Source organism: Clostridium novyi NT (genome assembly GCF_000014125.1).
Classification (GTDB): domain Bacteria; phylum Bacillota; class Clostridia; order Clostridiales; family Clostridiaceae; genus Clostridium_H; species Clostridium_H novyi.
In genome coordinates, this window is record NC_008593.1 from 2,309,756 (window position 1) to 2,332,679 (window position 22,924).

The 22,924-nt window shown below is 28.9% G+C and carries 18 protein-coding genes; 3 read left to right on the plus strand and 15 right to left on the minus strand.

Features of this window, described 5'->3' with window-relative positions; all coding sequences use genetic code 11:
- Positions 1-46: 46 nt before the first annotated feature.
- From NT01CX_RS10760 to NT01CX_RS10815, 12 genes are all read right to left on the minus strand, one after another.
- Positions 47-1,633, minus strand: coding sequence for a glycine betaine ABC transporter substrate-binding protein (locus NT01CX_RS10760; protein WP_011723073.1), 1,587 nt, complete (start codon positions 1,631-1,633; stop codon positions 47-49).
- On the minus strand, positions 1,633-2,769 hold the full coding sequence (locus NT01CX_RS10765) for a betaine/proline/choline family ABC transporter ATP-binding protein (RefSeq protein ID WP_011723074.1): 1,137 nt from the start codon (positions 2,767-2,769) through the stop codon (positions 1,633-1,635). Before NT01CX_RS10765 ends, NT01CX_RS10760 begins: the two co-directional genes overlap by 1 nt.
- A 264-nt stretch (positions 2,770-3,033) precedes the next feature.
- Positions 3,034-4,308, minus strand: coding sequence for an esterase/lipase family protein (locus NT01CX_RS10770; RefSeq protein ID WP_011723075.1), 1,275 nt, complete (start codon positions 4,306-4,308; stop codon positions 3,034-3,036).
- Positions 4,309-4,471: 163 nt separating this feature from the next.
- Positions 4,472-5,419 (minus strand): acyl-CoA dehydratase activase, encoded by a 948-nt coding sequence (locus tag NT01CX_RS10775; protein ID WP_011723076.1) that lies wholly within the window; start codon positions 5,417-5,419, stop codon positions 4,472-4,474.
- Entirely contained in the window at positions 5,400-6,497 is a 1,098-nt protein-coding gene (locus NT01CX_RS10780) for an acyl-CoA dehydratase activase-related protein (RefSeq protein WP_011723077.1), read from the minus strand. Before NT01CX_RS10780 ends, NT01CX_RS10775 begins: the two co-directional genes overlap by 20 nt.
- Entirely contained in the window at positions 6,469-7,389 is a 921-nt protein-coding gene (locus NT01CX_RS10785; protein WP_011723078.1) for an acyl-CoA dehydratase activase-related protein, read from the minus strand. The genes NT01CX_RS10780 and NT01CX_RS10785 overlap by 29 nt, the downstream gene beginning before the upstream one ends.
- Before the next feature lie 157 nt (positions 7,390-7,546).
- Complete coding sequence (locus NT01CX_RS10790; protein ID WP_011723079.1) at positions 7,547-8,935, minus strand: GntP family permease; 1,389 nt, start codon at positions 8,933-8,935, stop codon at positions 7,547-7,549.
- A 153-nt stretch (positions 8,936-9,088) separates the two neighbouring features.
- Positions 9,089-10,087, minus strand: coding sequence for a 4-hydroxythreonine-4-phosphate dehydrogenase PdxA (gene pdxA, locus NT01CX_RS10795; protein WP_011723080.1), 999 nt, complete (start codon positions 10,085-10,087; stop codon positions 9,089-9,091).
- Positions 10,088-10,099: 12 nt separating this feature from the next.
- Positions 10,100-11,431: a four-carbon acid sugar kinase family protein gene (locus NT01CX_RS10800; RefSeq protein WP_011723081.1), complete on the minus strand. Its 1,332-nt coding sequence runs from the start codon at positions 11,429-11,431 to the stop codon at positions 10,100-10,102.
- A gap of 18 nt (positions 11,432-11,449) precedes the next feature.
- Positions 11,450-12,208 carry a DeoR/GlpR family DNA-binding transcription regulator gene (locus tag NT01CX_RS10805; RefSeq protein ID WP_011723082.1) on the minus strand — a complete coding sequence of 253 codons (759 nt, stop codon included), beginning with the start codon at positions 12,206-12,208 and terminating at the stop codon, positions 11,450-11,452.
- A gap of 203 nt (positions 12,209-12,411) precedes the next feature.
- The gene (locus tag NT01CX_RS10810; protein ID WP_011723083.1) at positions 12,412-13,260 is read right to left on the minus strand and encodes a DMT family transporter; all 849 of its coding nucleotides are present in this window, start codon (positions 13,258-13,260) and stop codon (positions 12,412-12,414) included.
- A gap of 146 nt (positions 13,261-13,406) precedes the next feature.
- The gene (locus NT01CX_RS10815) at positions 13,407-14,042 is read right to left on the minus strand and encodes a 4Fe-4S binding protein (protein ID WP_011723084.1); all 636 of its coding nucleotides are present in this window, start codon (positions 14,040-14,042) and stop codon (positions 13,407-13,409) included.
- A gap of 224 nt (positions 14,043-14,266) precedes the next feature.
- Here NT01CX_RS10815 and NT01CX_RS10820 point away from each other — a divergent pair, with 224 nt between their 5' ends.
- Positions 14,267-15,976 carry an ABC transporter ATP-binding protein gene (locus NT01CX_RS10820; RefSeq protein WP_011723085.1) on the plus strand — a complete coding sequence of 570 codons (1,710 nt, stop codon included), beginning with the start codon at positions 14,267-14,269 and terminating at the stop codon, positions 15,974-15,976.
- Between the two features lie 85 nt (positions 15,977-16,061).
- On the opposite strand, the gene NT01CX_RS10825 is transcribed toward NT01CX_RS10820, so the two are convergent.
- From NT01CX_RS10825 to NT01CX_RS10835, 3 genes are all read right to left on the minus strand, one after another.
- A complete protein-coding gene (locus tag NT01CX_RS10825) occupies positions 16,062-16,697 on the minus strand; it encodes a DUF488 domain-containing protein (protein WP_011723086.1) in 636 nt (211 codons plus the stop codon).
- 25 nt (positions 16,698-16,722) lie between these two features.
- A complete protein-coding gene (locus NT01CX_RS10830) occupies positions 16,723-20,463 on the minus strand; it encodes a DEAD/DEAH box helicase (protein ID WP_011723087.1) in 3,741 nt (1,246 codons plus the stop codon).
- A gap of 132 nt (positions 20,464-20,595) precedes the next feature.
- Complete coding sequence (locus tag NT01CX_RS10835) at positions 20,596-21,600, minus strand: LacI family DNA-binding transcriptional regulator (RefSeq protein WP_011723088.1); 1,005 nt, start codon at positions 21,598-21,600, stop codon at positions 20,596-20,598.
- A gap of 199 nt (positions 21,601-21,799) precedes the next feature.
- On the opposite strand from NT01CX_RS10835, the gene NT01CX_RS10840 reads away from it, so the two are divergent.
- Together NT01CX_RS10840 and NT01CX_RS10845 are read left to right on the plus strand one after the other, a co-directional pair.
- Positions 21,800-22,492 (plus strand): DUF421 domain-containing protein, encoded by a 693-nt coding sequence (locus NT01CX_RS10840; RefSeq protein WP_011723089.1) that lies wholly within the window; start codon positions 21,800-21,802, stop codon positions 22,490-22,492.
- Positions 22,493-22,522: 30 nt separating this feature from the next.
- A complete protein-coding gene (locus tag NT01CX_RS10845; protein ID WP_011723090.1) occupies positions 22,523-22,891 on the plus strand; it encodes a DUF4363 family protein in 369 nt (122 codons plus the stop codon).
- Positions 22,892-22,924 lie beyond the last annotated feature (33 nt).

The following is a 22,924-nucleotide window of genomic DNA, read 5'->3' on the forward strand; positions in this document are numbered from 1 at the left end:
TTAAATTGTAATAGCACAAATCTTTAAGATTTGTGCTATTTGTTTATTATTTTATTAACTTTCTTTTTCTTAGGAAATCATCTGCAACCTTTCTTGGATCTTCTCCTAATTTATCAACTTTATAATTAAGTTCTGTCATATCATCTTCACTTACTTTTCCTGCTAACATATTTAAAACTTTCTTTAATTCTGGATGTTTCTTTAACACATCATTTCTTATAATAGGTGCTGCATAGTATGGTGGAAAAAAGTGTTTATCATCCTCTAATCTAGTAAGATTATAAACCTTTAATAATCCATCTGTTGCAAAAGCATCTATAACATCAGCTTCCTTACTTTGAAGCGCTGAATATCTAAGGGAACCATCTAATGATTTAACATCCTTAACATTCATATTATAAAAATCCTTCATACCTAAATATCCATCTTGTCTATCTGAAAATTCCATTGTACATCCTAACACTAAGTTATTACTAACTTTAGCAAGATCACTTAAAGTCTTTAATCCATATTTTTTAGCAGTTTCTTTGGCAACAGCTAAAACATAAGTATTGTTATATCCCATTTGGTCCATCCAAGTAATATCATATTCTTTATTAAAATAATCTTTAACTATTTTAAATGTTTTTTCCGGGTCATTTATAGCTTTTCTTCCCATGATATTGACCAGTGCAACTCCTGTATACTCTACATACAAATCTATGTCTCCGGACCTTAAAGCTTGAAATGTAACCCCTGCTCCCCCCAAATTTATACCTGTTCTTTTAACTTTCAAATCTGTATTTTCTTCAAGTAAAGTGGCATACATATTTCCAAGTATAAGTTCTTCTGTATAGTTTTTAGATCCTACAACTATACTTCTATTGTCATCATATATTCTATAAGCTAAAGTTCCTCCTAACACTGTACATATAATAATTACAACAGTTATAGCTATTTTTTTGTTTCTTTTTTCTCTTTTTCTTGATCTTACTTTTCTCTTTTTATTACTTGGCACACTCTTTATTCCTTCTGGAATAACTGAATTCTCTATTTTGCCACTTATATAGTCCATTAAAAGTGCAAGAATTCCTGATGGTATAGCACCTGCTAAAATCATATAGTTATTTACCCTTTGAACACCTGTAAATACCATATACCCAAGCCCACCTGCACCTATAAATGCAGCTATTGTCATAAGTCCAACGGCTGTAACCGCAGCTATTCTAATTCCTGCCATTATAATTGGCATTGCTAATGGAAGTTGTACCATTTTTAATTTTTGGGCTGGTGTAAGTCCCATTCCTTCTGCCGCTTCTAACATATCTGGATTAATACTGCTCAAACCTATATAAGTATTTTTTATAATTGGAAGCAGGGAATATAAAAACACCATAAACACAGCTGGTGTACTGCCTATTCCAAGTATCGGAATCAAAAAGCCTAGTAACGCCAAACTAGGTACTGCTTGTATTACATTCGCCACTCCAATTACTGGTCCAGAAAGTTTTTTCTTTCTTGAAATCAATATTCCAAGTGGAACTCCAATTAATATTGCAACAGCTACAGAAGCTAATGTGAGTCCTATATGTTGAATCAATAAATTTAAAATTTCATTTTTTCTTTCTGACACATATATAAGAAAACCTCTCATTACATCCCCACCCCCTCTACATCTAAAAATTGTCCGCTTAAAACATTAATTAAACTACTTCTAGTAATTAATCCTAATAGTTTTTTATTTTCATCAACAACTGGAATATATCCAACGTTTTTAATATTCATAACTTCTAATACATCTACAATAGACTTGTCCTTATTTACACATACTACATCTCTATTCATAACATCTTTAAGCATTAATTTTTTATCATTTTCTCTGCTTTTTCTTATATCTTTTAGGGTAGCTATTCCCTTTAATGTATTGTTTCTATCTACAACTAAAATACTATCCACATGTCTTTCAGCCATTATTTCTGATGCTTGTAATATAGTTCTATTGCCAACAGCTTTAACTGGATTTTCTATTATTATATCCTCTGCTTTTATATATTCAGGTTGATTCCAAATTCTATTTTTTCCTATAAATTCTTCAACAAAGCCATGAGATGGATTTTTAAGTATGTTTTCTGGAGTATCATATTGAAGCACAATTCCATCCTTCATAATGCATATCTTGTCTGCTAATTTTAACGCCTCATCCATATCATGAGTAACAAACACTATAGTCTTTTTCATCTTTTCTTGTATGTTAAAAAGCTCATCTTGAAGTTGATTCCTCGTAATTGGATCTAAAGCTGAAAAAGGCTCATCCATTAAAATTATTTCTGGATTTGTAGCAAAGGCTCTTGCAACACCTATTCTTTGTTGTTGTCCTCCACTTAATTCATTTGGATATCTATCTATATATTTTTTAGGTTCCATCCCTACCATATTTAATAATTCTATTGTTTTATTTCTTATTTTCTCATCTTCCCATCCCTCGAGATATGGTATTAATCCAATATTATCCCCAACTGTCATATGTGGAAATAATCCTGTTTGTTGTATTACATATCCTATATTTCTTCTAAGTTTTATTGAATCTTTTTTTGATATATCTTCGCCATTTATATATATTTTCCCCGATGTTGGCTTTATAAGTTTATTTAACATTTTTAGAGTGGTTGTTTTTCCACACCCACTAGGACCTATAAGTACAACAAGCTCACCCTTTTCTATTTTTAAGTTAATATCTTTTAAAACTTCAGTATTTTGAAAAGTCTTTTTTACATTTTTTAGTTCAATCATAATTTTCCCCCTTTTTATCAAAAACAAAGAGACAACTTCATTTTTTATTAAAGTTGTCAAATGAGTAATCTAAGTTTAACACAAAAGCTATTCAATGTCAAAACTTAGCATTTATGTAAACGTATATCAATCTTTATTTTTGTAAAAATAAAAAAGCTGTTAGATACAAATATTATATCTAACAGCTTAATTGCCTTATATTAACTCACATATTATATGCAAACTTTTTTAAATTTTTATTTAAATTTATACTTATACTCTCGTTTATTTTTGCAAAGATGTTAGTTGATTTCCTATATTATTATAGAAACTTCTTAAATCTCTAATATTTGCAATTCCTACAATGTCCATATGATCTGTATTTTCAATAATACCCATATCTGTCCATTGCCCCTTCTGTGGTGCCTCATAGAATTTATGTCTAACAATCTTATCACTTGATCCAAGTTTAGGTCCATTAGAGCTGATAACGTTTACCGCCCCATCATTATGGAACCACTTAGAGTCTATTTTTATTCCACCTTCACCCTTATTAGTATGATGAGTCATTATCTCTGCAGTTGGCATTAATACTGGGTTCATAAATATAGGATCTGGAACAACTCTGCCTATTATAGGTATAGTTTTTGTTGCTTTTGTTGTCCAAGAGAAATAATATACATCTGGTTGAGCTTTTACCCACTTATTTAATTCCTTGGCGCCTTGAGGTGAAAGATCCCATTTTGCAATATCTTTTGTATTCCAAATATCACTATTTAAAACTTTACTAACATATTTATTATAACTTTCACCAGGTTCTCTTTTAAGTCCCCACTGATCAGCTTTAAAATCATATATAAAACTCTTATTGTTTCCTGTTACTGATGCTAAAGTTCCAAGCATCTTTTGAACAACAGTATTTATAACAAAATTTTTATCATCTAATATACTTGTACCATCATGTGGTGTAGATATACTAGTTACACTGCATACCCAACTTTTATCACCTTTAAATAATGGAGATATTTCATTTTGATTAGTTCCTGCAATTTCTTCTCTAGAACCTTCTTTTAGAAGTTGAACTAAGGTACGAATAGTTTGACCTCCCATACTATGGCCTACTAAATGAATCTTTTTTATATTTCCATATTGATCTTTTTCTCCCCATTGTGGATACAAACCTGGAAATGTCTTACCATATCTTTTATGTCCATATTTTTCTGAATGAACTTTTCCATAGTCCACACGTCCACCTTTAATATAGGCATATAACTCGCATGCTCTATCCCAGTTGCTCGCTATAGGACCTACTGTAGCTGTATAAACCTTATAACCACTTTTTTTCATGTCTTCTTGAATGTCGTTAAATCCACCCCAATATTTAAAACCTAACGCTTCATCACGACCCCATCCCATAAAACCATGAACTAATACAATGGGGTAGTTATTATTTTTCATTTTACTACTGTTTTCTGTAGCAAATACAGGTGTTGCCAAAGATAAAACTAAGAACGGTACTAATAATAACTTACTCATAACTTTTTTAAAAAACTTATTCATAGAAATCGTCCCCTTAATAATTTTTCTTACATTTAAATTATACCAACATTAAATTTTTATGTAAATTTTGATTAAAGTTTATTTTCTTGGAAAATTAGTATAAAATATATGATTTTACTACAAATTTCTTAATTTTAAAACGTTTTCTTAGTTTTTTGAATTTTCAGATATTTTCATTCCACTTACCACATTTGTCTCCAAAACACCCTACAATTTTTAAATTCTCTTTAATGTTCACAACTTCGCATTGGTTAGCACATCCACTACATTCAAAACTAGTAGATGTAAACTTGCTCTCTCCAATTTCAAATCCTTTAAAGTTACTTTTTTTATTTTCTGATAACTCTGAAACCATAATAGCAACCCCTATTGCTCCCATAACATCATAATCTTTGGGAACATAAATAGGTACTCCTAATTCATCTTCAAAAGCCTTTTTTATCCCTTTGTTTGCCGCTACTCCACCTTGAAAAAACACTTTAGATTTAATTTCTTTTCCTTTTCCAACATTACTAAGATAATTTCTAACAAGCGCAGTACATAAACCTTTGATTATATCTTCTTGATTATATCCAAGTTGCTGTTTATGTATCATATCTGACTCTGCAAATACTGCACATCTTCCTGCAATTCTAACTGGTATATTAGACCTTAATGCATAATCTCCAAATTTCTCAATAGGTATATCTAGTCTTTCAGCTTGCCTATCTAAAAATGATCCTGTTCCAGCAGCACATACAGTGTTCATTGCAAAATCAGTGACAATGCCATCTTCTAATATTATTATTTTAGAATCTTGTCCTCCAATTTCAATTATAGTTCTAACATCTTTATCTAAATTAAGGGAAGCTATTGCATGAGCTGTAATTTCATTTTTTATAACATCAGCTCCTAAAAGTGCCCCTGCTATGTGTCTCCCACTTCCTGTAGTTCCTACTCCTTTAATTTCCTCACTCTTATACTTGTTACTTAATAATTTAATACCTTCTTGTATGACTTTAATGGGATTTCCCTTTGTTCTTAAATATATCTTTTCTACAACTTGTAAATTTTCATCTAAAAGCACAATATCTGTACTGACTGAGCCAACATCAATTCCCATATAATACATATTTCTTTCTCCTTTCAATTAAATCAAGAAATGCTTCTATTCTAGTTACATATCCACCTTCCCCTGTCATTTCATCAACAACCAACGTCATTATAGGAAAGTTTTTATCCTTTGATATTTTAGGAAGTATAGCTTTACTTACTATCTGAGGCATACATCCCATAGGAAATATTTGAATAGCTCCATCAAAATTATCTTCTTTTGCAAGTACCGCTTCTCCTACACATTCTCTTGCATGCCCACCAACATAATACGAAAGGTAATCCCTTGAAGCTCTTTTTATATCCATAGAATTTAAATTTACAACTCCCATAATAGCATCCTTAACCCACCAACTAGGAGTCAATTTTCTTCTTGTACACACTCCATAATCCATTAGTTTATCTTCTATATTAAGATTTGAAAAAGAATCTATTATTGTGTATATTTCTCCTATAATTTCAACTTTTAATGGATTTTTATTCTTGTCTACTACTATCTTATGTAATTCATTTTTATATGATTGCAGTATTTTTATAGCTTCTATATCACTTGTTACATTCATAACTTCATTTTTACACTTATAAAAAAGTTTTTTAAATTCTCCCCTGTTAACCTCATATCCAGTTAAGTAGTGGACTTTTTCTTCTATATAATCAATTAAATTAATAGCTTTAATGGCCCTTTTCATAGCCAATATTTTTTCACTTTTACTCTTTTTACTTTGTGACAATATAAGTTCTACACGCCTTAACAGTTCTTTTTTTCCTATATCTTCTGGCTTATCTAAAACTATAAACTTAACATCATGCCCTAGCTTTTTTAATATTTTCATCTGTAGTTCACAGTATTCACCAAATCTACAAGGTCCACAACTTCCAACTAATAATACTGTATCTGCACCTTTTCTTATACTTTGAATATAATTTCCCATCATAATTTTAAATGGAGTACACATCTCCTCTGGTGAACTCTCAATTCCTATATCTAAAGCCTCTTTATTATTAACAGGTGGAATTACATATTCTATACCTAATCCATCAAACAAAACCTTAGCTGCAATATATGTATTACCCAAGTTTGGAAATGTTATTTTCAAAGTTCTTTCTCCTTTCTATCATATCTGTAAAAGCCTCTATTCTAGTCATAAATCCAGCTTCCCCTGTTTGTTCATCTACCTTTAAAACTAAAAGAGGAAACTTTCCTATTCTATCTTTTATAAGTTCTATTACAACAGAATCTATTCCACATGCAAATGACGATATATATATAATTCCATCCACACTTTTATTTTTATAAAAATTTGCAGCAGCACCATAGGCATTCTTTGCAAAATTCCAAAATGGTCTTTTAAATAACTTTTTAACTTCCCTGTCTATATACTCTTTTTTTATAAATTCTTCAGTAATAACACCTACTCCTAATTTATTTAGCTTCTTTACTAAATTCATATTTACAAACTCATCATATACATTGTATGGATGACCAAGTAAAGCAATATTTATCTTATAATTAATATTTTTTATTCCTAGCTGTATTTTCTTTTGATCATCAAGTGCTTTATTGTAAGCTTCTTTTATGTCCTTAGAATTTGCTTTAAGCTTTTGTCCAATATATTTGCACCAATTATATGAACTTTTTTCTGATGATATATCTAGTGGGAGTTCTGTAATTTCAGGAAGTCCATCAATAGAGTTTTTTATCATTTCAGGAAGTCCACAAAATTTAGGACATATAAATTCATTTGCTTCAACTTTCATTATTCTAGGAACTATAATAAAATCACATTTATCCTTTAAACTTGCCACATGCCCATGAAATATTTTTATAGGAAGACAAGCTTCATCAACTGAATATTTAACCCCTTCGTTAAGGATACTTTTATTTGTACTTTCAGATACTATATAATCTGCACCTAATTCCTCTAAAAAAGTGATTATAAAAGGATAATATCTACAATATAACAGTCCTCTTGGAATTCCAACTCTCATAATTTCACCCCTATTTCCTACTTGATTATATTAACAACTCCATTAATTGATTATTGAACACATATCCATTTTTTATACAGAATTCCATTAAATAAAATGAAACAAAATAAAAAAAACGTCAACACATTTATGTTAACGTTTTCTCAAAGATTAAATTTTAAAATATACAATTGATTACTATTAACTCTACAAATCCTACAGCCCAAGCAATAGTTGTTGTAACTGACCATATTTTTATTTGCTCTTTTGCTTCTTTGATACCTAATGAGCGGTTTACAACCCAGAAGAAACTATCATTAAAGTAAGAGAATATTAATGATCCCATACATGCTCCAAGTCCTGCAAATACAGGGTTAACATTTAAGTTTGTTATCATAGGTGCTGTTATTGATGCTGCTGTAATCATTGCAACAGTTCCACTTCCTTGAACTAAACGTACAATTGAAGCTATTATAAATGGAACTAATATACCTGGCATATGAGAACTTGCGATTAATCTTGCTATATAATCTCCAGTACCACTTTCACGAAGTACCATTCCTAAAGCTCCGCCACCACCTGTAACTAATATAATAATTCCAGCAGATTTTATTCCCTTTTCCATTTCTTCTAATACAGTTTTTCTATCTAAATTTCCTGCGAGTCCATAAATAGATACTATAAGTCCTATTCCTACAGCAATAACAGGTGCTCCTAAAAATTTAAACACTTCAATTACAGTACTTTCCGCTATAACTTTTTCTTTTAGAAGAACAGATATTATTGTACTTATTAAAATTAATATTATTGGAATAATTATAGGAGCAAAAGCTCTAAATGTACTTGGTAAATTTTTATTGTCATCTTCCATTTCTGAATAGTATACTGGTTTTTGATATTCTGGTCTTAACCACTCATCATCTTCATTTCCAGGTATTTGATATATCTTTTTCCCAATATATTTTGCATATATAAGACCAGCAATAACCATTGGAATAGCTAATACGATACCCCATAATAAGAAGCTTCCTACACTTACACCGAAGATTCCTGCAACTCCTACTGGACCTGGTGTTGGTGGTACTAAACTGTGAGTTATAACAAGACCTAATCCAAGTGCTATTCCAAGTGAAACTACTGATTTTTTAGTTCTTTTTGATATAGCTTTTGCAAGAGGCGATAATATTATAAATCCTGAATCACAGAATATAGGAATAGAAACTATAAACCCTGTTATAGCTAATGCTAATTCTTCGTGATTTTTTCCTAAAACTTTTATAAAGGTCTTTGCCATTCTTTCTGCGGCACCGGATATTTCAAATATTTGTCCCATCATTACGCCAAAACCAATTATTATACCGATGCTTCCAAGTGTACTACCAAATCCTTTAGATATGGCATCTAAAACTTTATTTGTAGGCATTCCCCCAACTAATCCAGTTGTAGCAGCAGCTATTATAAGAGCTGGAAATGTATGCACTTTTGTTTTTATGATTAAAAATACTAATATACTAATTCCTATAACAAGTCCAACTATCATTTGACTTCCAGATAGTGTGTTTCCCATTTCTCATTCCCCCTCGTTTAACTTATTTAATTTTATATAAACTCTCTTTTTAATTTGACTTCAATTTTAAATTTTGTATAATAGACGAGTACCTCTTATTTTTTATAATGAAACTTCCCGGCTTCTTATATTTATTTAAGAGGTGCCCTTTTTTTATCTTTGAAAATTTGGTGAATATTTTGCTGCTAGTAAAATTGCTTCTTTCATACTTATCTTGCTTGCTTTTCCTGTACCAGCAATATCAAAAGCTGTTCCATGGTCAACAGAAGTTCTAAGTATTGGCATTCCATTTGTTATAGCTATTGTTCTTTCAAAATCTAATGTTTTAGTTGCTATATGTCCTTGATCATGATATAAGGATAAAACTGAATTATATCTTCCTTGTAATGCTAAATGGAAAACTGAATCTGCACCTATTGGACCTTCAACTTTGTATCCCATTTTTTTAGCTTCTTCAATAGCTGGAACGATTTCTTTCATTTCTTCATCACCAAATAATCCATGTTCTCCACTATGAGGGTTTAATCCAGCAATCGCCATAGTACCATCTTTAACTCCTAATTTTTCTAATGCTTTTGTGCATCTTATAATATAATCTAATACTTTTTCTTTTGTAACTAGGTCACAAGCTTGTCTAAGGGAAACGTGTCTAGTTAAGAAAAATACTCTCATTCCTCTAACTTCAAACATTGTAAGTGGATCTTGTGTATCAGTTAAATCTGCTAATATTTCTGTATGTCCAATATAATTTATTTTTGCCTTCTTTAAAGATTCTTTGTTTATAGGTGTTGTTGCAATAGCATCTACTTCCTTGTTCATTGCCATATCAACAGACTTTTTAATGTATTCAAAAGCCGCTTTTCCACCTAAAGCTTGAACTTTTCCTATTTCAAGTTCACTTATATTCACATTGTTTAAGTCTATTAAATCTAGTGTTCCAGCTTCGTATTTTCCATCTTTAGCATCAGTTATAGTATTTATATTTAATTTTAAATCACAAAATCCTATAGCTTGTTTTATTACGTCCTTGTCCCCAATTAAAACTGGTCTACATTTTTCGTATACATCCCTGTCATTTAACGCCTTTACTACTATTTCTGGTCCTATTCCTGCTGGATCTCCTATTGGTACTGCAATTAATGGTCTTATCATTATTTTTTCCTCCTATTTTATTAAGTCTTTTTTATTTATTGATTCTATCAAATATTTTATACATACTTCCATTCCATTTTCATCTCCAACCATACCACCTTTACTAACTATCTTTAAATTTGGGAATTCCCCACCTATGAATTGTCCATAAGCAGCAAGAGGTATGACTTCCCCAATAATTTCAAGTCCTACAGACTTAAATCTCTTACATATAGCAACACTTATATCCCCGCCACTACTAAATATTCCTTCAATACAAGGAGCTTTTTTTAGCACCCTATAGCTCATCTCTGCAATAGCATCATTTATCTTTACTGATAAATCTTCTATTGTTGTATTTTGTTCTTTTGCTATAACGTTTAAGTCTACTCTTTCATTTGGGTAAATGGAATCAATTTCTATACAAAGTATATTTGAATTATGTTGATTTTGTATAATTTCATTTGTTACTCTATTTATTTCTTCTTCTTTTTCTTCATCTGTATTTAGTAATTTTTCTGTACAAATTTTAGCTTTTGTAAGCTTCATATCTTTCCCAAGCTTTTCTAATTGTGTTTTTGTTGTATTTGTAATACTTCCTACACACATTAATATTTTTTTATTATTTGAATTAACATATAATGCTTTTTCATTAGTAATAATTTCATTTACTACTGATGCTGTAAATGGACCTGGATCAACAGTTATAAATTTTATATCCATTGATAATGCAGCTTTTGATATCATTTGTAAATCTTTATTACTCATAGCGTCACATATTAGTAAACGTTTACCTTTCTTGTATAGCTTCAGTATTTCCTCTTTTATAGCTTCTGGTCCTTTTACTATGGAATTTAAACTTACTATTCCAACTTCATATTTACTTTGTTCTTCTACTATAGTTTTTATTATAGAAGTACTTATAGGTTTTTTAGGATCATGTGCAGCATCACTTTCTTCAAGTGGAGCTCCGTTAACTATAAGATACCCTCCAATAGCTATTCTTTTAGCATCTGGAAATGATGGTACTATCATTGCTATTCTCTCATCATCTAAAGCATCTAGCATAGCATCTATTTCACTTCCAATATTTCCTCTAAGTGTACTATCAATTCTCTTATTGTATATTTTTATAGATTCATCCTTAACTAATTTAGTCATTTCAAAAACTCTATTGTAAGCTTCTTCTTTTTCTATTGCCCTGCTATCAGTTGAGCAAACTATAGTATCATATTTTTCTTTATCTATACAATTATCTTCACAGCAGTTTATAATATTTACAGTTTTTAGTTTTAACTTTTTTAACAAAGCACCTGTTGCATTTGCACCAGTAAGATCATCTGCTACAACTACATAATTTGCCATATTCATCCCCCTACAAATTTAAGTATTTATAATTCTTATATTATCTTCCTCTAAATTCCTTATTTCCCCTTCATCAAACTGTTTATTTGTAATAATACAGTTTATTTCTTTAATAGATAGTATATTTACGAATGATTCCCTTTTAAACTTACTTGAATCCACCATTAACACTGAATATGATGAAGCTCTAACAACTTCCCTCTTTAAATATGCCTTTTCAAAAGTTGGTGTTGATAAATATCCATCGCTAGTAATACTAGATGTACCCAAGAAACATAAATTCACCTTAATGTTTTTAATAAAATCCTCTGCTGTAGGTCCTATTATACATGCCGTATCCTTTTGTACTCTTCCCCCAACTATATAAGTTTCAACATTGCTTTTATATAATTCTAAAGCTATTTTTAGATCGTCTGTTATTACAGTTAAGTTTTTCTTTGTCTTTAGTAACTTAGCCAATTCAAGAGTTGTAGTTCCAGCATCTAAAAAAATAGTATCCCCTTCATTTATAAGCTCTAACGCCGCACTTGCAATTTTATTTTTTGCATCTATATTACTGATTTTTTTTACATCATAAGATTGTTCCATTGGATAAACAGCTCTTAAAACTGCTCCCCCATGACTTCTGTATAAAACCCCTTTATCTTGGAGTCTATCTAAATCTCTTCTTATAGTCATAAGACTTACCCCTAATTCACTTGCTAAATCTTCAACCTTTATAGTTCCAGTTTCACTTAATTTTTCAATAATATAACTTTCTCTTTGTGCAGGTATCAATTCCTCACCTCATTTTGTTCGTTTATTATCTTTTATGTTTGTTTTTGTTAATTACATTATATTGCTCCTGTTTTATTTTGTCAATATAGTTATATAATTAACAATTTTTGTTCGTACTTATCACATTTTGTTTGTTTTTGTTCTATTCCAAAAAAAATATAAACCGTAGGAATAAACACCTACGGAATAATTCTTCTCTATTTTTATCTTTTCTTATTATAAAAGTACACAATGGTTGCCATCACTAATATAATAACCCCACCTAAAATACTTAATTTGTCTGGAATTTCATTCCAAATAAAGAATCCTATGATTCCTGAAAAAACTATATTAACGTAATTATAAATTGCAACTTCTGATGCTGGTGCATACTTATAAGAATACGTTAAGGAAAATTGTGCAATAGCGGCAAATACACCTGTTAGAATTAAGTATAAAAATTGAATTTTAGTTGGCATAATAAAATTCATTGCCATAAATGGGAAAGCTCCAAGTACAGATACTAATGAAAAATAAAAAACTATAGTTGATGGATTTTCTCTATCCTTTAAAAATCTAACTAAAGTATATGCTCCCCCTGCAAATGCTGCCGATAAGAATCCTGCAATTGCTGGTATAATACTTAAATCCCATTGAGGTTTTATAACTAGTAATGCACCCATAAATACAATAATCATTGATACTACTTTCATGCTTGTTAATTCTTCCTTCAAGAACATTATAGCAAATAGTGTTATGAAAAATGGTGATAACTTATTTAACATAGCTGAATCTGCAAGTTTTAAATGATCTATAGAATAGAAGTACAAAAACATTCCTGTAAGTCCAAGTAACGCTCTTGCCAATAAATATTTTTGATTTTCCCTTTTTCCAAGTATAGGACCAGTAGTCTTTTTTAACGCACCAAAGGCAACAAATAAACTTATAAAATTTCTAAAAAACACTTTTTCTATTACTGGCAAATTTCCTGCAAGCTTTACCATTGCCCCCATAAATGCAAATCCCAATGCAGATAATAGCATATATAAAACAGCTTTTGTTTTATTATTCATTGAATCAACCTCCATATATTATTCACTAATCTATTGTAACATATATTAATATATTGTTTTTTCACTTTAATATCCTAATTAAATAAATATATTTCTATAAAAAAATAAAAGCTCTTTTAAGAGACTTTTATTTTTATCTATAATATTTAATATTTTATTGAACTTTTAGGACAACTTCTCATACACTCTCCACATTGTATACAATCTACATGTGATAAAATATCTCCTTTATAATCATATGGAACTATACCCATAGGACATTCCTTTTGACACAGTTTACATGACATACAACTAGAATTAACCTTTAGTGTCTTTCTATTTCTTTTAAATCGTGATATAAATGCTGCTATGGTTCCCATAGGACAAAGATTACACCAGGATCTATGATTATAAAACATAGATAAAAATATACCAACTAATGTAGTAATAACTATCATTCTATAAAATACTAAACCAATGCCCTCAGCATTTCCCCAATTTTTATATACTCCATTGCCAAACATATAAAACATAAATACAATGACAGCTAATCTAAAAATCTTAGATTTTAAAACTCTCGGAACAGGTCTTTTATTACTGAATTTTTTTAGTACACTATCGTAAAAACTGCCTCTTGGACAAATATTACCACACCAAAATCTTCCCTTTCCCATTATAGCCAACACAATAGGTCCTAGCATACACATAATAGCTATAATAGCTATCTTAGTGTTGAAAAATCCCGCACCTATAACTATTAATAAAATAATGAATGAGTATTTTTTCCATAACCTTAACGCCATGTATATCCCTCCTTTACCATACCCCTATAGGGTATAATAAGATATTATTATAAAACCTTGTAGCTTGTCAATATATAATATTTTTTTTACTTTGTATTAGTCATTTAAAAATATACTTCGGTTTTATAACCCCTTTTTCTATTATCCATTGGCACTTTATGGGTTATTCTTTACATTTATATGCTATAATTAAATATTAATTATACGATAAGGGGGTATTTTCTTTGATAAAGAAATTTATAAAATACTATACACCTCATAAAAAGCTTTTTATTTTAGATTTACTGTGTGCTTTTTTGATGGCAATTTGTGATTTATTTTATCCAATGATAACTAGGAACATAATAAATGACTATGTGCCAAATAAAAAGCTAAATTTTCTTATAGTATGGTGTATAGTTTTACTAGTAATTTATTTAATTAAAAAAGCATTAACATACTTTCTTCAATATTGGGGGCATGTTGTTGGAGTTAGAATGCAAGCTGACATGAGAAGAGATATATTTACTCATCTTCAAAATCTACCATTTAAATTTTTTGATGAAAATAAAACAGGTGTAATAATGTCTAGAATAGTAAATGATCTAATGGACATATCAGAACTTGCACACCACGGTCCAGAAGATTTGTTTATATCTTTAATAATGATACTAGGTTCATTTATTATTTTATGTACTATAAACATTCCTCTAACATTAATCACCTTCGCATTTATACCACTTTTAATATGGTTTGCAATAAAAAAGAGAATAAAAATGTCTGATGCCTTCACTGAAACAAGAGTAAGAATAGCCAATGTCAATGCTTCTCTTGAAAATTCAATTGCAGGACATAGGGTTTCTAAAGCTTTTGTAAATGAAGACTATGAAATAAAAAAATTTGAAAAAGATAATATGAATTTTAAAGTAGCTAGAGAATATGCTTATAAAGCAATGGCTGAATTTTTTTCTGGAATGAACTTTATAATTGACTTTCTAAACCTAGCAATACTATCTTTAGGAGGATATTTTACATATAAAGGTATTATAGACTTAGGAGATTATGTGGCATATCTTCTCTATATAACTATGTTTATGAATCCTATAAAAAGACTTATAAACTTTGTTGAACAACTTCAATCTGGTATGACTGGTTTTAAAAGATTTTGTGAGATCATGGATGTTGAAGAAGAAAAAGATTCTTCTAATGCAAAGGATATAAATGATATTCAAGGCGATATTTTATTTGATAATGTTACATTTAAATATGATGATGAAGAAAAAAGAGTATTAAATAGAGTAAATCTTCATATAAAAGCTGGAAAAACTATAGCCTTAGTTGGTCCTTCCGGTGGTGGAAAAACAACTCTATGTAATCTTCTACCACGATTCTATGATATTGACTCAGGTAAAATAACAATAGATGGTATAGATATTTCTACTGTTACAAGAAAATCTCTTAGAAAACAAATAGGAATAGTACAACAAGATGTATTTTTATTTACAGGTACTATTTTAGAAAATATACTATATGGTAATCCAAATGCTAGTAATGATGAAATTATAAATGCTGCTAAAAAAGCTAATATACACGATTTTATAATGAATCTTCCTGAGGACTATAATACTTATATAGGAGAAAAAGGATTAAAACTTTCAGGTGGTCAAAAACAAAGATTATCCATAGCAAGAGTTTTCTTAAAAAATCCTAAAATATTAATATTAGATGAAGCTACATCCGCCCTTGACAATATAACAGAATCCATAATACAAAAATCCTTAGATGAACTTGTAAAAGGAAGAACCACTTTAATTGTTGCACATAGGTTATCAACCATCAAAAATGCAGATGAAATAATAGTATTAACTGAAACAGGAATAGAAGAAAGAGGTACTCATACAGAACTTTTAAATAACAATGGCTTCTATGCAGATTTGTATAATGCTATAAGTTAAACAAATAGTAAGGACTATCGGGAAAATTCTTATTCCACAATAGTCCTTTATATATATGCTCTTATGGGGGAGTGAGCTTATAAACCTAGCTTTTTATTTGTTTAAACTTTCTAATGTATCCTTCTTCTATTACTCTTTTCTTTATACAATTAAAATTTACCTTATCATAATCGTCATATTCTACCATATCTTGAATGGTTAAATTTACAAATTCATCTTGGAAAAAAGGCTCATATGTTATATAGATCTCTTCTTCTATTCTATCTTGATTTTTTAGCATAACATCAGTTATTATATGCTCTAATTTAATTCCTTCTTTTTTTAGTGCATATCCAAGAAAAATTCCTCTACTACAATTAAACGGATTTTTCTCTTCACACATTAAAACAATTGTGTGTCCTCTTTTAATACCCTCAACAACTTTGTTAATACCTTTATTAAAAATATTGTCTTCTAATGCATTATGAAAGTTCATAGACTTACCTTTTCTTTTTAATTCACTATAAATATTTTTTATACTTAACTGATTTCCCATATAAATATAATTTATCCCAGACTGTTTAATTTGCTTTTCTATAATCTCTTTATCATATACCCTATTATTATTTCTTGCATAGGGAGTATTTCGTACATCTATAACGCAATCAATATTATATAATCTTAATAACTCAAGAAATTCTTCTAATTTTCTATCTGAATATCCTATTGTATAGCATTTCATTTGTAAGCCTCCGTTTGTTATAAATTTACGCTATTTTAATATTACCTTTTTTATTTATAATTTTAAAATTTTTACAATAATCAAGTAATTTGTATCTTATACAATCCTTACTCATGTCCTCTAATTCAACTGAATGGAAAAGCCACATTTGCTTTTTGGCTCTACTACAAGCTATATTAAATCTTCTTACATCAGAATCCTTAGTTAACGTTGCAAATTTTATATTATTACTAATTACCATGCTTAAAAATATAACATCTCTTTCTTCCCCTTGAAAAGTATACGGGTTTCCACAAAGTATGTTTCTTTCTCTAATTTTGTCTTGTCCAAGTTTCTTTTCTAACAAGTTCTGTATTACCTCTCCTTGTTCATCTCCTAAAAGAGATATAACTCCCATAGACATATTTCTATATAAAGGATTCTGACAACACTTAACTACCGTATCAGCTATAGCTTCTGCTTCCACTAAATTAATTTGATTTTCTCTTTCTCTTTTTCCATTTATATTTACAGTCTTAATAGGAGACCAAAGCTCTCCGAAAGCCTCCTGGGACTTAGTCGATAATACCTTTCCTGAATAACATAAGTTATTACTAAAATTAGTTATTTCAGATGGAGACCTAAAGTTTTCCTTTAAAGAAACTGTAACTGGAAATACCCTAAGTGCTGTTGAATAAATGCTTGTCTTCATATTAAGCCATTGCCAATTTGGAATATCCCGAAGATACTTCTTTGCAAATAATTTTGACTTTTTATTATCCTGAATTGATTTTTCTATATTTGCTTGATTTTCATCTCCAAAAACAATAGCTTTTTTAGCTCTAAATAAAGCAGACATAGAAAACAAATTCATATCGTTTGCATTGTCAAATATAACAACATCAAACATATCCTCTGATATTTCTAAGTTTCTAATCATATTTTCTGGTGTCATAATCCAAACTGGAATAAATTCTTGAAACTTTTTAATCTCTTCTTTAGCTAAACTTATATACATTGATGCATCTTTTCCTGATGCTTTTCCAAGTTTAGAAATCGCCTCTTTAAAAGAATATAAGCTTCTCTTTTGATACTCCTTTAAAGATGATAAAGTATTATACCAAGCTTTTTTTACAACTAAATTTTCTATTATATTATTTTCTTTTTCCTTCTCTACTTGTATTGCTCTATTTATATTTTCTAGCTTAAACTTATCATATTCATCTTCAATTGCGTAATTTAGCTGTTTCCAAAGCCATGCTACACTTAAATTTTTGTATTTAGTCAGCATATTCATTCTGTCTTTTTCTTCTATGAGTTTTGTTATGAGTTTTGGACAAGTCTTTTCTAATGTTTGTGATATATACTCCATTTCCCTAATATTTGGAGTTAGACTCTTTAACCTGTCTATCCTCTTATAACACTGTTTTAAAGAAACAATATCCTTTCTATTAATTGCCTCTCCTATTTCTTCAAAGCCCTTAACCTTAGATATTAATTTTTCTATATTTGAAATATAACTTTTTATGCCTTCATACTCACTTATATATTTAATACTTAACACTCCATTTTGAAGTTTACTATAAGTCTCTTTATTGTACCAATCAATCTTGTTTAAAAATACTATTTCTTTCATGGAACTCTTTATCTTGTTTACTACTTTAGAATTCCAATTTATAATAATATCAATTTTATCTATATAATCCTCTAAATTTGATAGCGTCTCTATATTAATATTTTTTATCTTTTTAGATCCATACTCACTCATAGAGTTGTTCCAAAGAGATATTAATTTTTCTTCTATTAATCCCTCCTCTATAAACATCATTACTATTTTTACTTCATTTTTATTTGATATTTCTTTAGAATTCACTTTACACTTTTCTAATATTTCATCACATTCGCTGTGAAGCAGTTTAAATATTTTATTTATCTTTCCTTTTTGATTGTACTGCTTATATACCTCTTCCAACTTATCTAGTAGATACATCTTGTCCATTTCTAATGGAATCTCTACCTTATACCCAGTAATTTCTTTTTTCAAACTACCTATTTTTTTTATATAGTAGTTACATTCTAATATTTTTTGTTGTAACACCCCCCTTACTATTTCTCCTTTTCTAGCACATGCAAGAATATTTTTTATCCAAGTATTTTCTATAGATATTAAAAAATTTTGCGTACTTCTTAAAAGTTTAAGTATATTTTCATAATCATATTTATAATTATAAGATATACACCAATCCTTAACAGCTAACTTATACCTGCTATAGTTTCTTTCAAGTTCACACTTTCTTTTAATTCTTTGTAATAAATCTGAATAAGGCGGTATATTATATAATAATCCTCCTATTTCATTAAATTCATTAATTTCTTTTTTTGTAATATTGCTCATTACATATAGAAGCTTAGAAAACTTTGCATCGGTAATTGGAGGTTCTTTTATGTTTCTTATATCGTCTTCTATCCAAGAATACTGTGCTCTATTTTTTTCTATCCACTTTTTTATCCCTCTTATTTTATAATCTTTACCTAAGTATTTAAGTTCTCTGTTATCTAAATTTTTGGATATTTCTACTCTTCTATATACGTTTTCTTGTTTCTTTCTGCATAACTTTAATTCATTCTCTAATTTATTTATAGTATTCTTATCTTCATTAGAGTTTAAGTGTATTTTATAAATAATACTATTTATGGAACTATATATTGAAGATAAATTCTCTAAAGTATCTTCTTTGCAGTTTGCACATAAATGCCGTATACTCTCAGGTATAGTGTTAAAAATCTTTTCAAGTATATTTTGTTTATTGCTTACTATAAGAATCTTTTTATTGTGGTATAAAAAATTACAAATAAGATTTGCTATAGAATGAGTTTTTCCTGTACCAGGTGCCCCTTCAACCACAACACCAAAATTATCAGCTATCTTTTTTCCTATTTGTAATTGTTCTTTACTTGCTGGTAATAAATAAAGTGGTTCTTGTCCAACATCATTCCACAAGTCTTTGTTTTTATCTATTTTCATTAAATAATTATCATCTACTAAAGCCTCTAAGGTAGATGGTATCTCTTGTGAACCGTTTATAAATTTCAATAGACCATTTAATTCTTTATTCCATACTTTTGTATTATATTCTCTAAGAATTATTATAGGTTCATGATAAAACTGCATCTCTTCAATAATTTCTATTTCTTTATAATCAACTAATCCTCCTTCTATTTTCTTTAATTTAGGTTTTTTTATTTTTAATGCTTCAGAAAACACCTCCATTCCTTTTTCAATACAATCTAATCTTTCAATAGATATGAATTCATCTTGAATTTTATTTTTTACTTTTAAAAGTTCTTCTAAATGATCAAAACTCAAATTTTTTAAAATTTCTATTTCCATACAAAACTTATTATCAACAGGTTTTAATATGTACTTTTGGTTTTCTTCATCAAACTCAAGATCACATTTATAAAAAAATAGTGGATGTGCTATATTTTTATTTTTTATCTTCCATGTAAAGAAACAATATCCCCAAATAATTTCTAATTTGCCTTTGCTTTTTTCAAGTTTCATATATAACTTTGAAAAGGTATTATATAAATCTTTATACTCTTTTTCTATCTCTATATACTTGGCGCCATTATTTTTTATTTTTAAAATACACCCTTGTGCTATAAGATTTTTTTCCCAAAGAAAATCTTTATACTCTAAAATATTTTTTACAATTTTAGAATTCATATTATTAACATTCATCAAATAATAAATAATGTTTTTCAGCCTTTCTTTGGTGTCCATACGCATACCTCCTAGGCTAAATTAATTTGTTTTTCATTTACATTTTTTACCTTATGCTTTTTGATTATACCATAAAATTCCAATTAAGTGTATAAAAAAAATGCATGCCTTTTCGACATACATTGATTTTCTTTATTTACATGAATCTCTTTCAATAAGTTCATATGGCAAAACAAATAACTCTTTATCTAAAGGTTCATTGTTTATTTTTTTAATAAGCATTCTCGTTGCAACAGATCCCATATCATATAATGGTTGTGCTATTGTAGTAAGTCTTGGATAGAAATATTCTGCACCATGAGTATCGTTAAATCCCATTACATCAACGTCTTCTGGTACTCTAATGTTTTTATCTCTAAGAGCATTTATAGCTCCCATAGCAATTTCATCATTAACACAAAATACAGCATCTATATCTGTTGATTTTTCTAGAATATTATTCATAGCCTTGTATCCATCTTCAGCCTTTAATGAATAATTGCAAAAATAAGTTATATTCTTGTCATACGATAAATTATTTTGTTCAAGACCAGCAATATATCCTTCGTGTCTTATAGCACTAGCATTTATTACATCGTCAGAAATACCTATATAAGCTATCTTTCTATTTCCTTTTTTATATAAATAATTGACAGCATCTATAGCTGCACCTTTATTGTCAATTATTACGCTCGGAAAATTAGTTTCTCTACCATTAGTTTCTATTAGAACTAATGGAGTATTACTATCTTTTATAGTTTTTATAGTTCTTTCTTCTAAGGAATTACTAATATATATAACTCCATCAACCATCTTTTCACCAAGTACCCTTAAGTATTCTAATTCCTTATCTGGTTCTAAATCTGTATTACAAAGTATTATATTGTAATTGTAGATGTTAGAAACATCCTCAGCGCCTCTTACAACTTCAGGATAAATGGGGTTAGATATATCCGGCACTATAATTCCTATAGTTCTTGTTTTTTGTGTTTTTAAACTTCTCGCTACAATATTAGGTCTATAATCTAATTTTTTTATAGCTTCTAAAACCTTTTTCTTTGTATCTTCGTTAACTACATCCACATTGTTTAAAACTCTTGATACAGTTGCAATTGATACATTCGCTTCTCTAGCCACATCTTTTATTGAAGTTGCCATATTACCAACTCCTACTTTATTTTATTCTTATTATCAATTATACAATATAAAACATTTAAAACACAAGTAAGTGTTTTTACCTAAAAATATTTTTTTACTATTCCCCATATATTATTCTTAAAATCATATTAAATTCATAAAATTTTGTTTTTTTAGCATACTAATTATATCTTAATAAACAATTAATAGGAGTGATTCTATGAATGAAGGTCTTGTGGTAGTTATTAGAGGTATTATTGGATTTTTTACTCTACTAATCTTTGCAAGATTGCTTGGGAAACAACTTATTAGTGAACTTACTCTCTTTGACTATATAATTGGAATAACAATAGGATCAACAGCTTCAAGTTTAACTACAGATTTAACGAGTAGAGCTTGGCCTCACTGGGTTGGAATAACAATATGGGTACTACTTGCTGTTATATTTCAGTTTATAACATTAAAATCTAAACCAGCATCAGATTACATAGATGACAAACCTACTATTATTATGTTAGATGGTCAAATTCTTGAATCTGCCATGGGAAAACGTAGATATAGAATAGAAGATTTGCTTGCTCAACTAAGAAGCAAAAATATATTTAACTTAAATGAAGTAAAATTTGCTCTTTTAGAAAAAGACGGAACACTGTCTGTACTTAAAAAGAGTGAATATAATAATGTAACCTTAAAAGACTTAAATATACCTACTTCTCCTGCAAATCCTAGTTTCGAGATTATATATGATGGAGTAATAATAGAAAAAAATCTTCAAAACGCAAACACTGATGTAGAATGGTTAAAAGGACAATTAAAGCTTCGTAATCTTAAAGTATCTGATGTTTTTCTTGCCTCCTTATGTCCACCAGATAATTTATACATAGATCTATATAAAGATCATATTAAGTCATGATTATCTTTTATGGAAAGGAATGAGGTTTTTATGAATAACAAATTTATTAAGTATCTTGTTCCAGTGTCACTTTTAGTTTTATTTATTATAATAATGCTTAGTGGTAAGTACCTAAAACAGCCTAGAAACTCTTCTGATGATATGATGTCTTTTGTATACTCAGCTATTGATAATTGTAGATCTGAAAATTGGGATCAGGTTCAGTATGATACTGATAATATAAAAAATGCTTGGGAAAAGATACAAAAGAGAATTCAGTTTAGCGTTGAAAGAGGGCAACTATATGATATGGAAATAAATATAGCAAGAATACGTGGAGCAGCTAAGGCAAGAGATAAAAATAATCTAATGATAGAATTAACTGAAATCATAGAAAACTGGAATGAATTAAGTAATTAAATAAACCCCACTACCAAATTTGATAGTGGGGTT

Coding starts and splice junctions, on each gene's coding strand:
- NT01CX_RS10760 (WP_011723073.1), bottom strand. CDS start 1,633: ATGAGAGGTTTTCTTATATATGTGTCAGAAAGAAAAAATGAAATTTTA.
- NT01CX_RS10765 (WP_011723074.1), bottom strand. CDS start 2,769: ATGATTGAACTAAAAAATGTAAAAAAGACTTTTCAAAATACTGAAGTT.
- NT01CX_RS10770 (WP_011723075.1), bottom strand. CDS start 4,308: ATGAATAAGTTTTTTAAAAAAGTTATGAGTAAGTTATTATTAGTACCG.
- NT01CX_RS10775 (WP_011723076.1), bottom strand. CDS start 5,419: ATGTATTATATGGGAATTGATGTTGGCTCAGTCAGTACAGATATTGTG.
- NT01CX_RS10785 (WP_011723078.1), bottom strand. CDS start 7,389: ATGAGAGTTGGAATTCCAAGAGGACTGTTATATTGTAGATATTATCCT.
- NT01CX_RS10790 (WP_011723079.1), bottom strand. CDS start 8,935: ATGGGAAACACACTATCTGGAAGTCAAATGATAGTTGGACTTGTTATA.
- pdxA (WP_011723080.1), bottom strand. CDS start 10,087: ATGATAAGACCATTAATTGCAGTACCAATAGGAGATCCAGCAGGAATA.
- NT01CX_RS10800 (WP_011723081.1), bottom strand. CDS start 11,431: ATGGCAAATTATGTAGTTGTAGCAGATGATCTTACTGGTGCAAATGCA.
- NT01CX_RS10810 (WP_011723083.1), bottom strand. CDS start 13,260: ATGAATAATAAAACAAAAGCTGTTTTATATATGCTATTATCTGCATTG.
- NT01CX_RS10815 (WP_011723084.1), bottom strand. CDS start 14,042: ATGGCGTTAAGGTTATGGAAAAAATACTCATTCATTATTTTATTAATA.
- NT01CX_RS10825 (WP_011723086.1), bottom strand. CDS start 16,697: ATGAAATGCTATACAATAGGATATTCAGATAGAAAATTAGAAGAATTT.
- NT01CX_RS10830 (WP_011723087.1), bottom strand. CDS start 20,463: ATGGACACCAAAGAAAGGCTGAAAAACATTATTTATTATTTGATGAAT.
- NT01CX_RS10835 (WP_011723088.1), bottom strand. CDS start 21,600: ATGGCAACTTCAATAAAAGATGTGGCTAGAGAAGCGAATGTATCAATT.
- NT01CX_RS10840 (WP_011723089.1), top strand. CDS start 21,800: ATGAATGAAGGTCTTGTGGTAGTTATTAGAGGTATTATTGGATTTTTT.
- NT01CX_RS10845 (WP_011723090.1), top strand. CDS start 22,523: ATGAATAACAAATTTATTAAGTATCTTGTTCCAGTGTCACTTTTAGTT.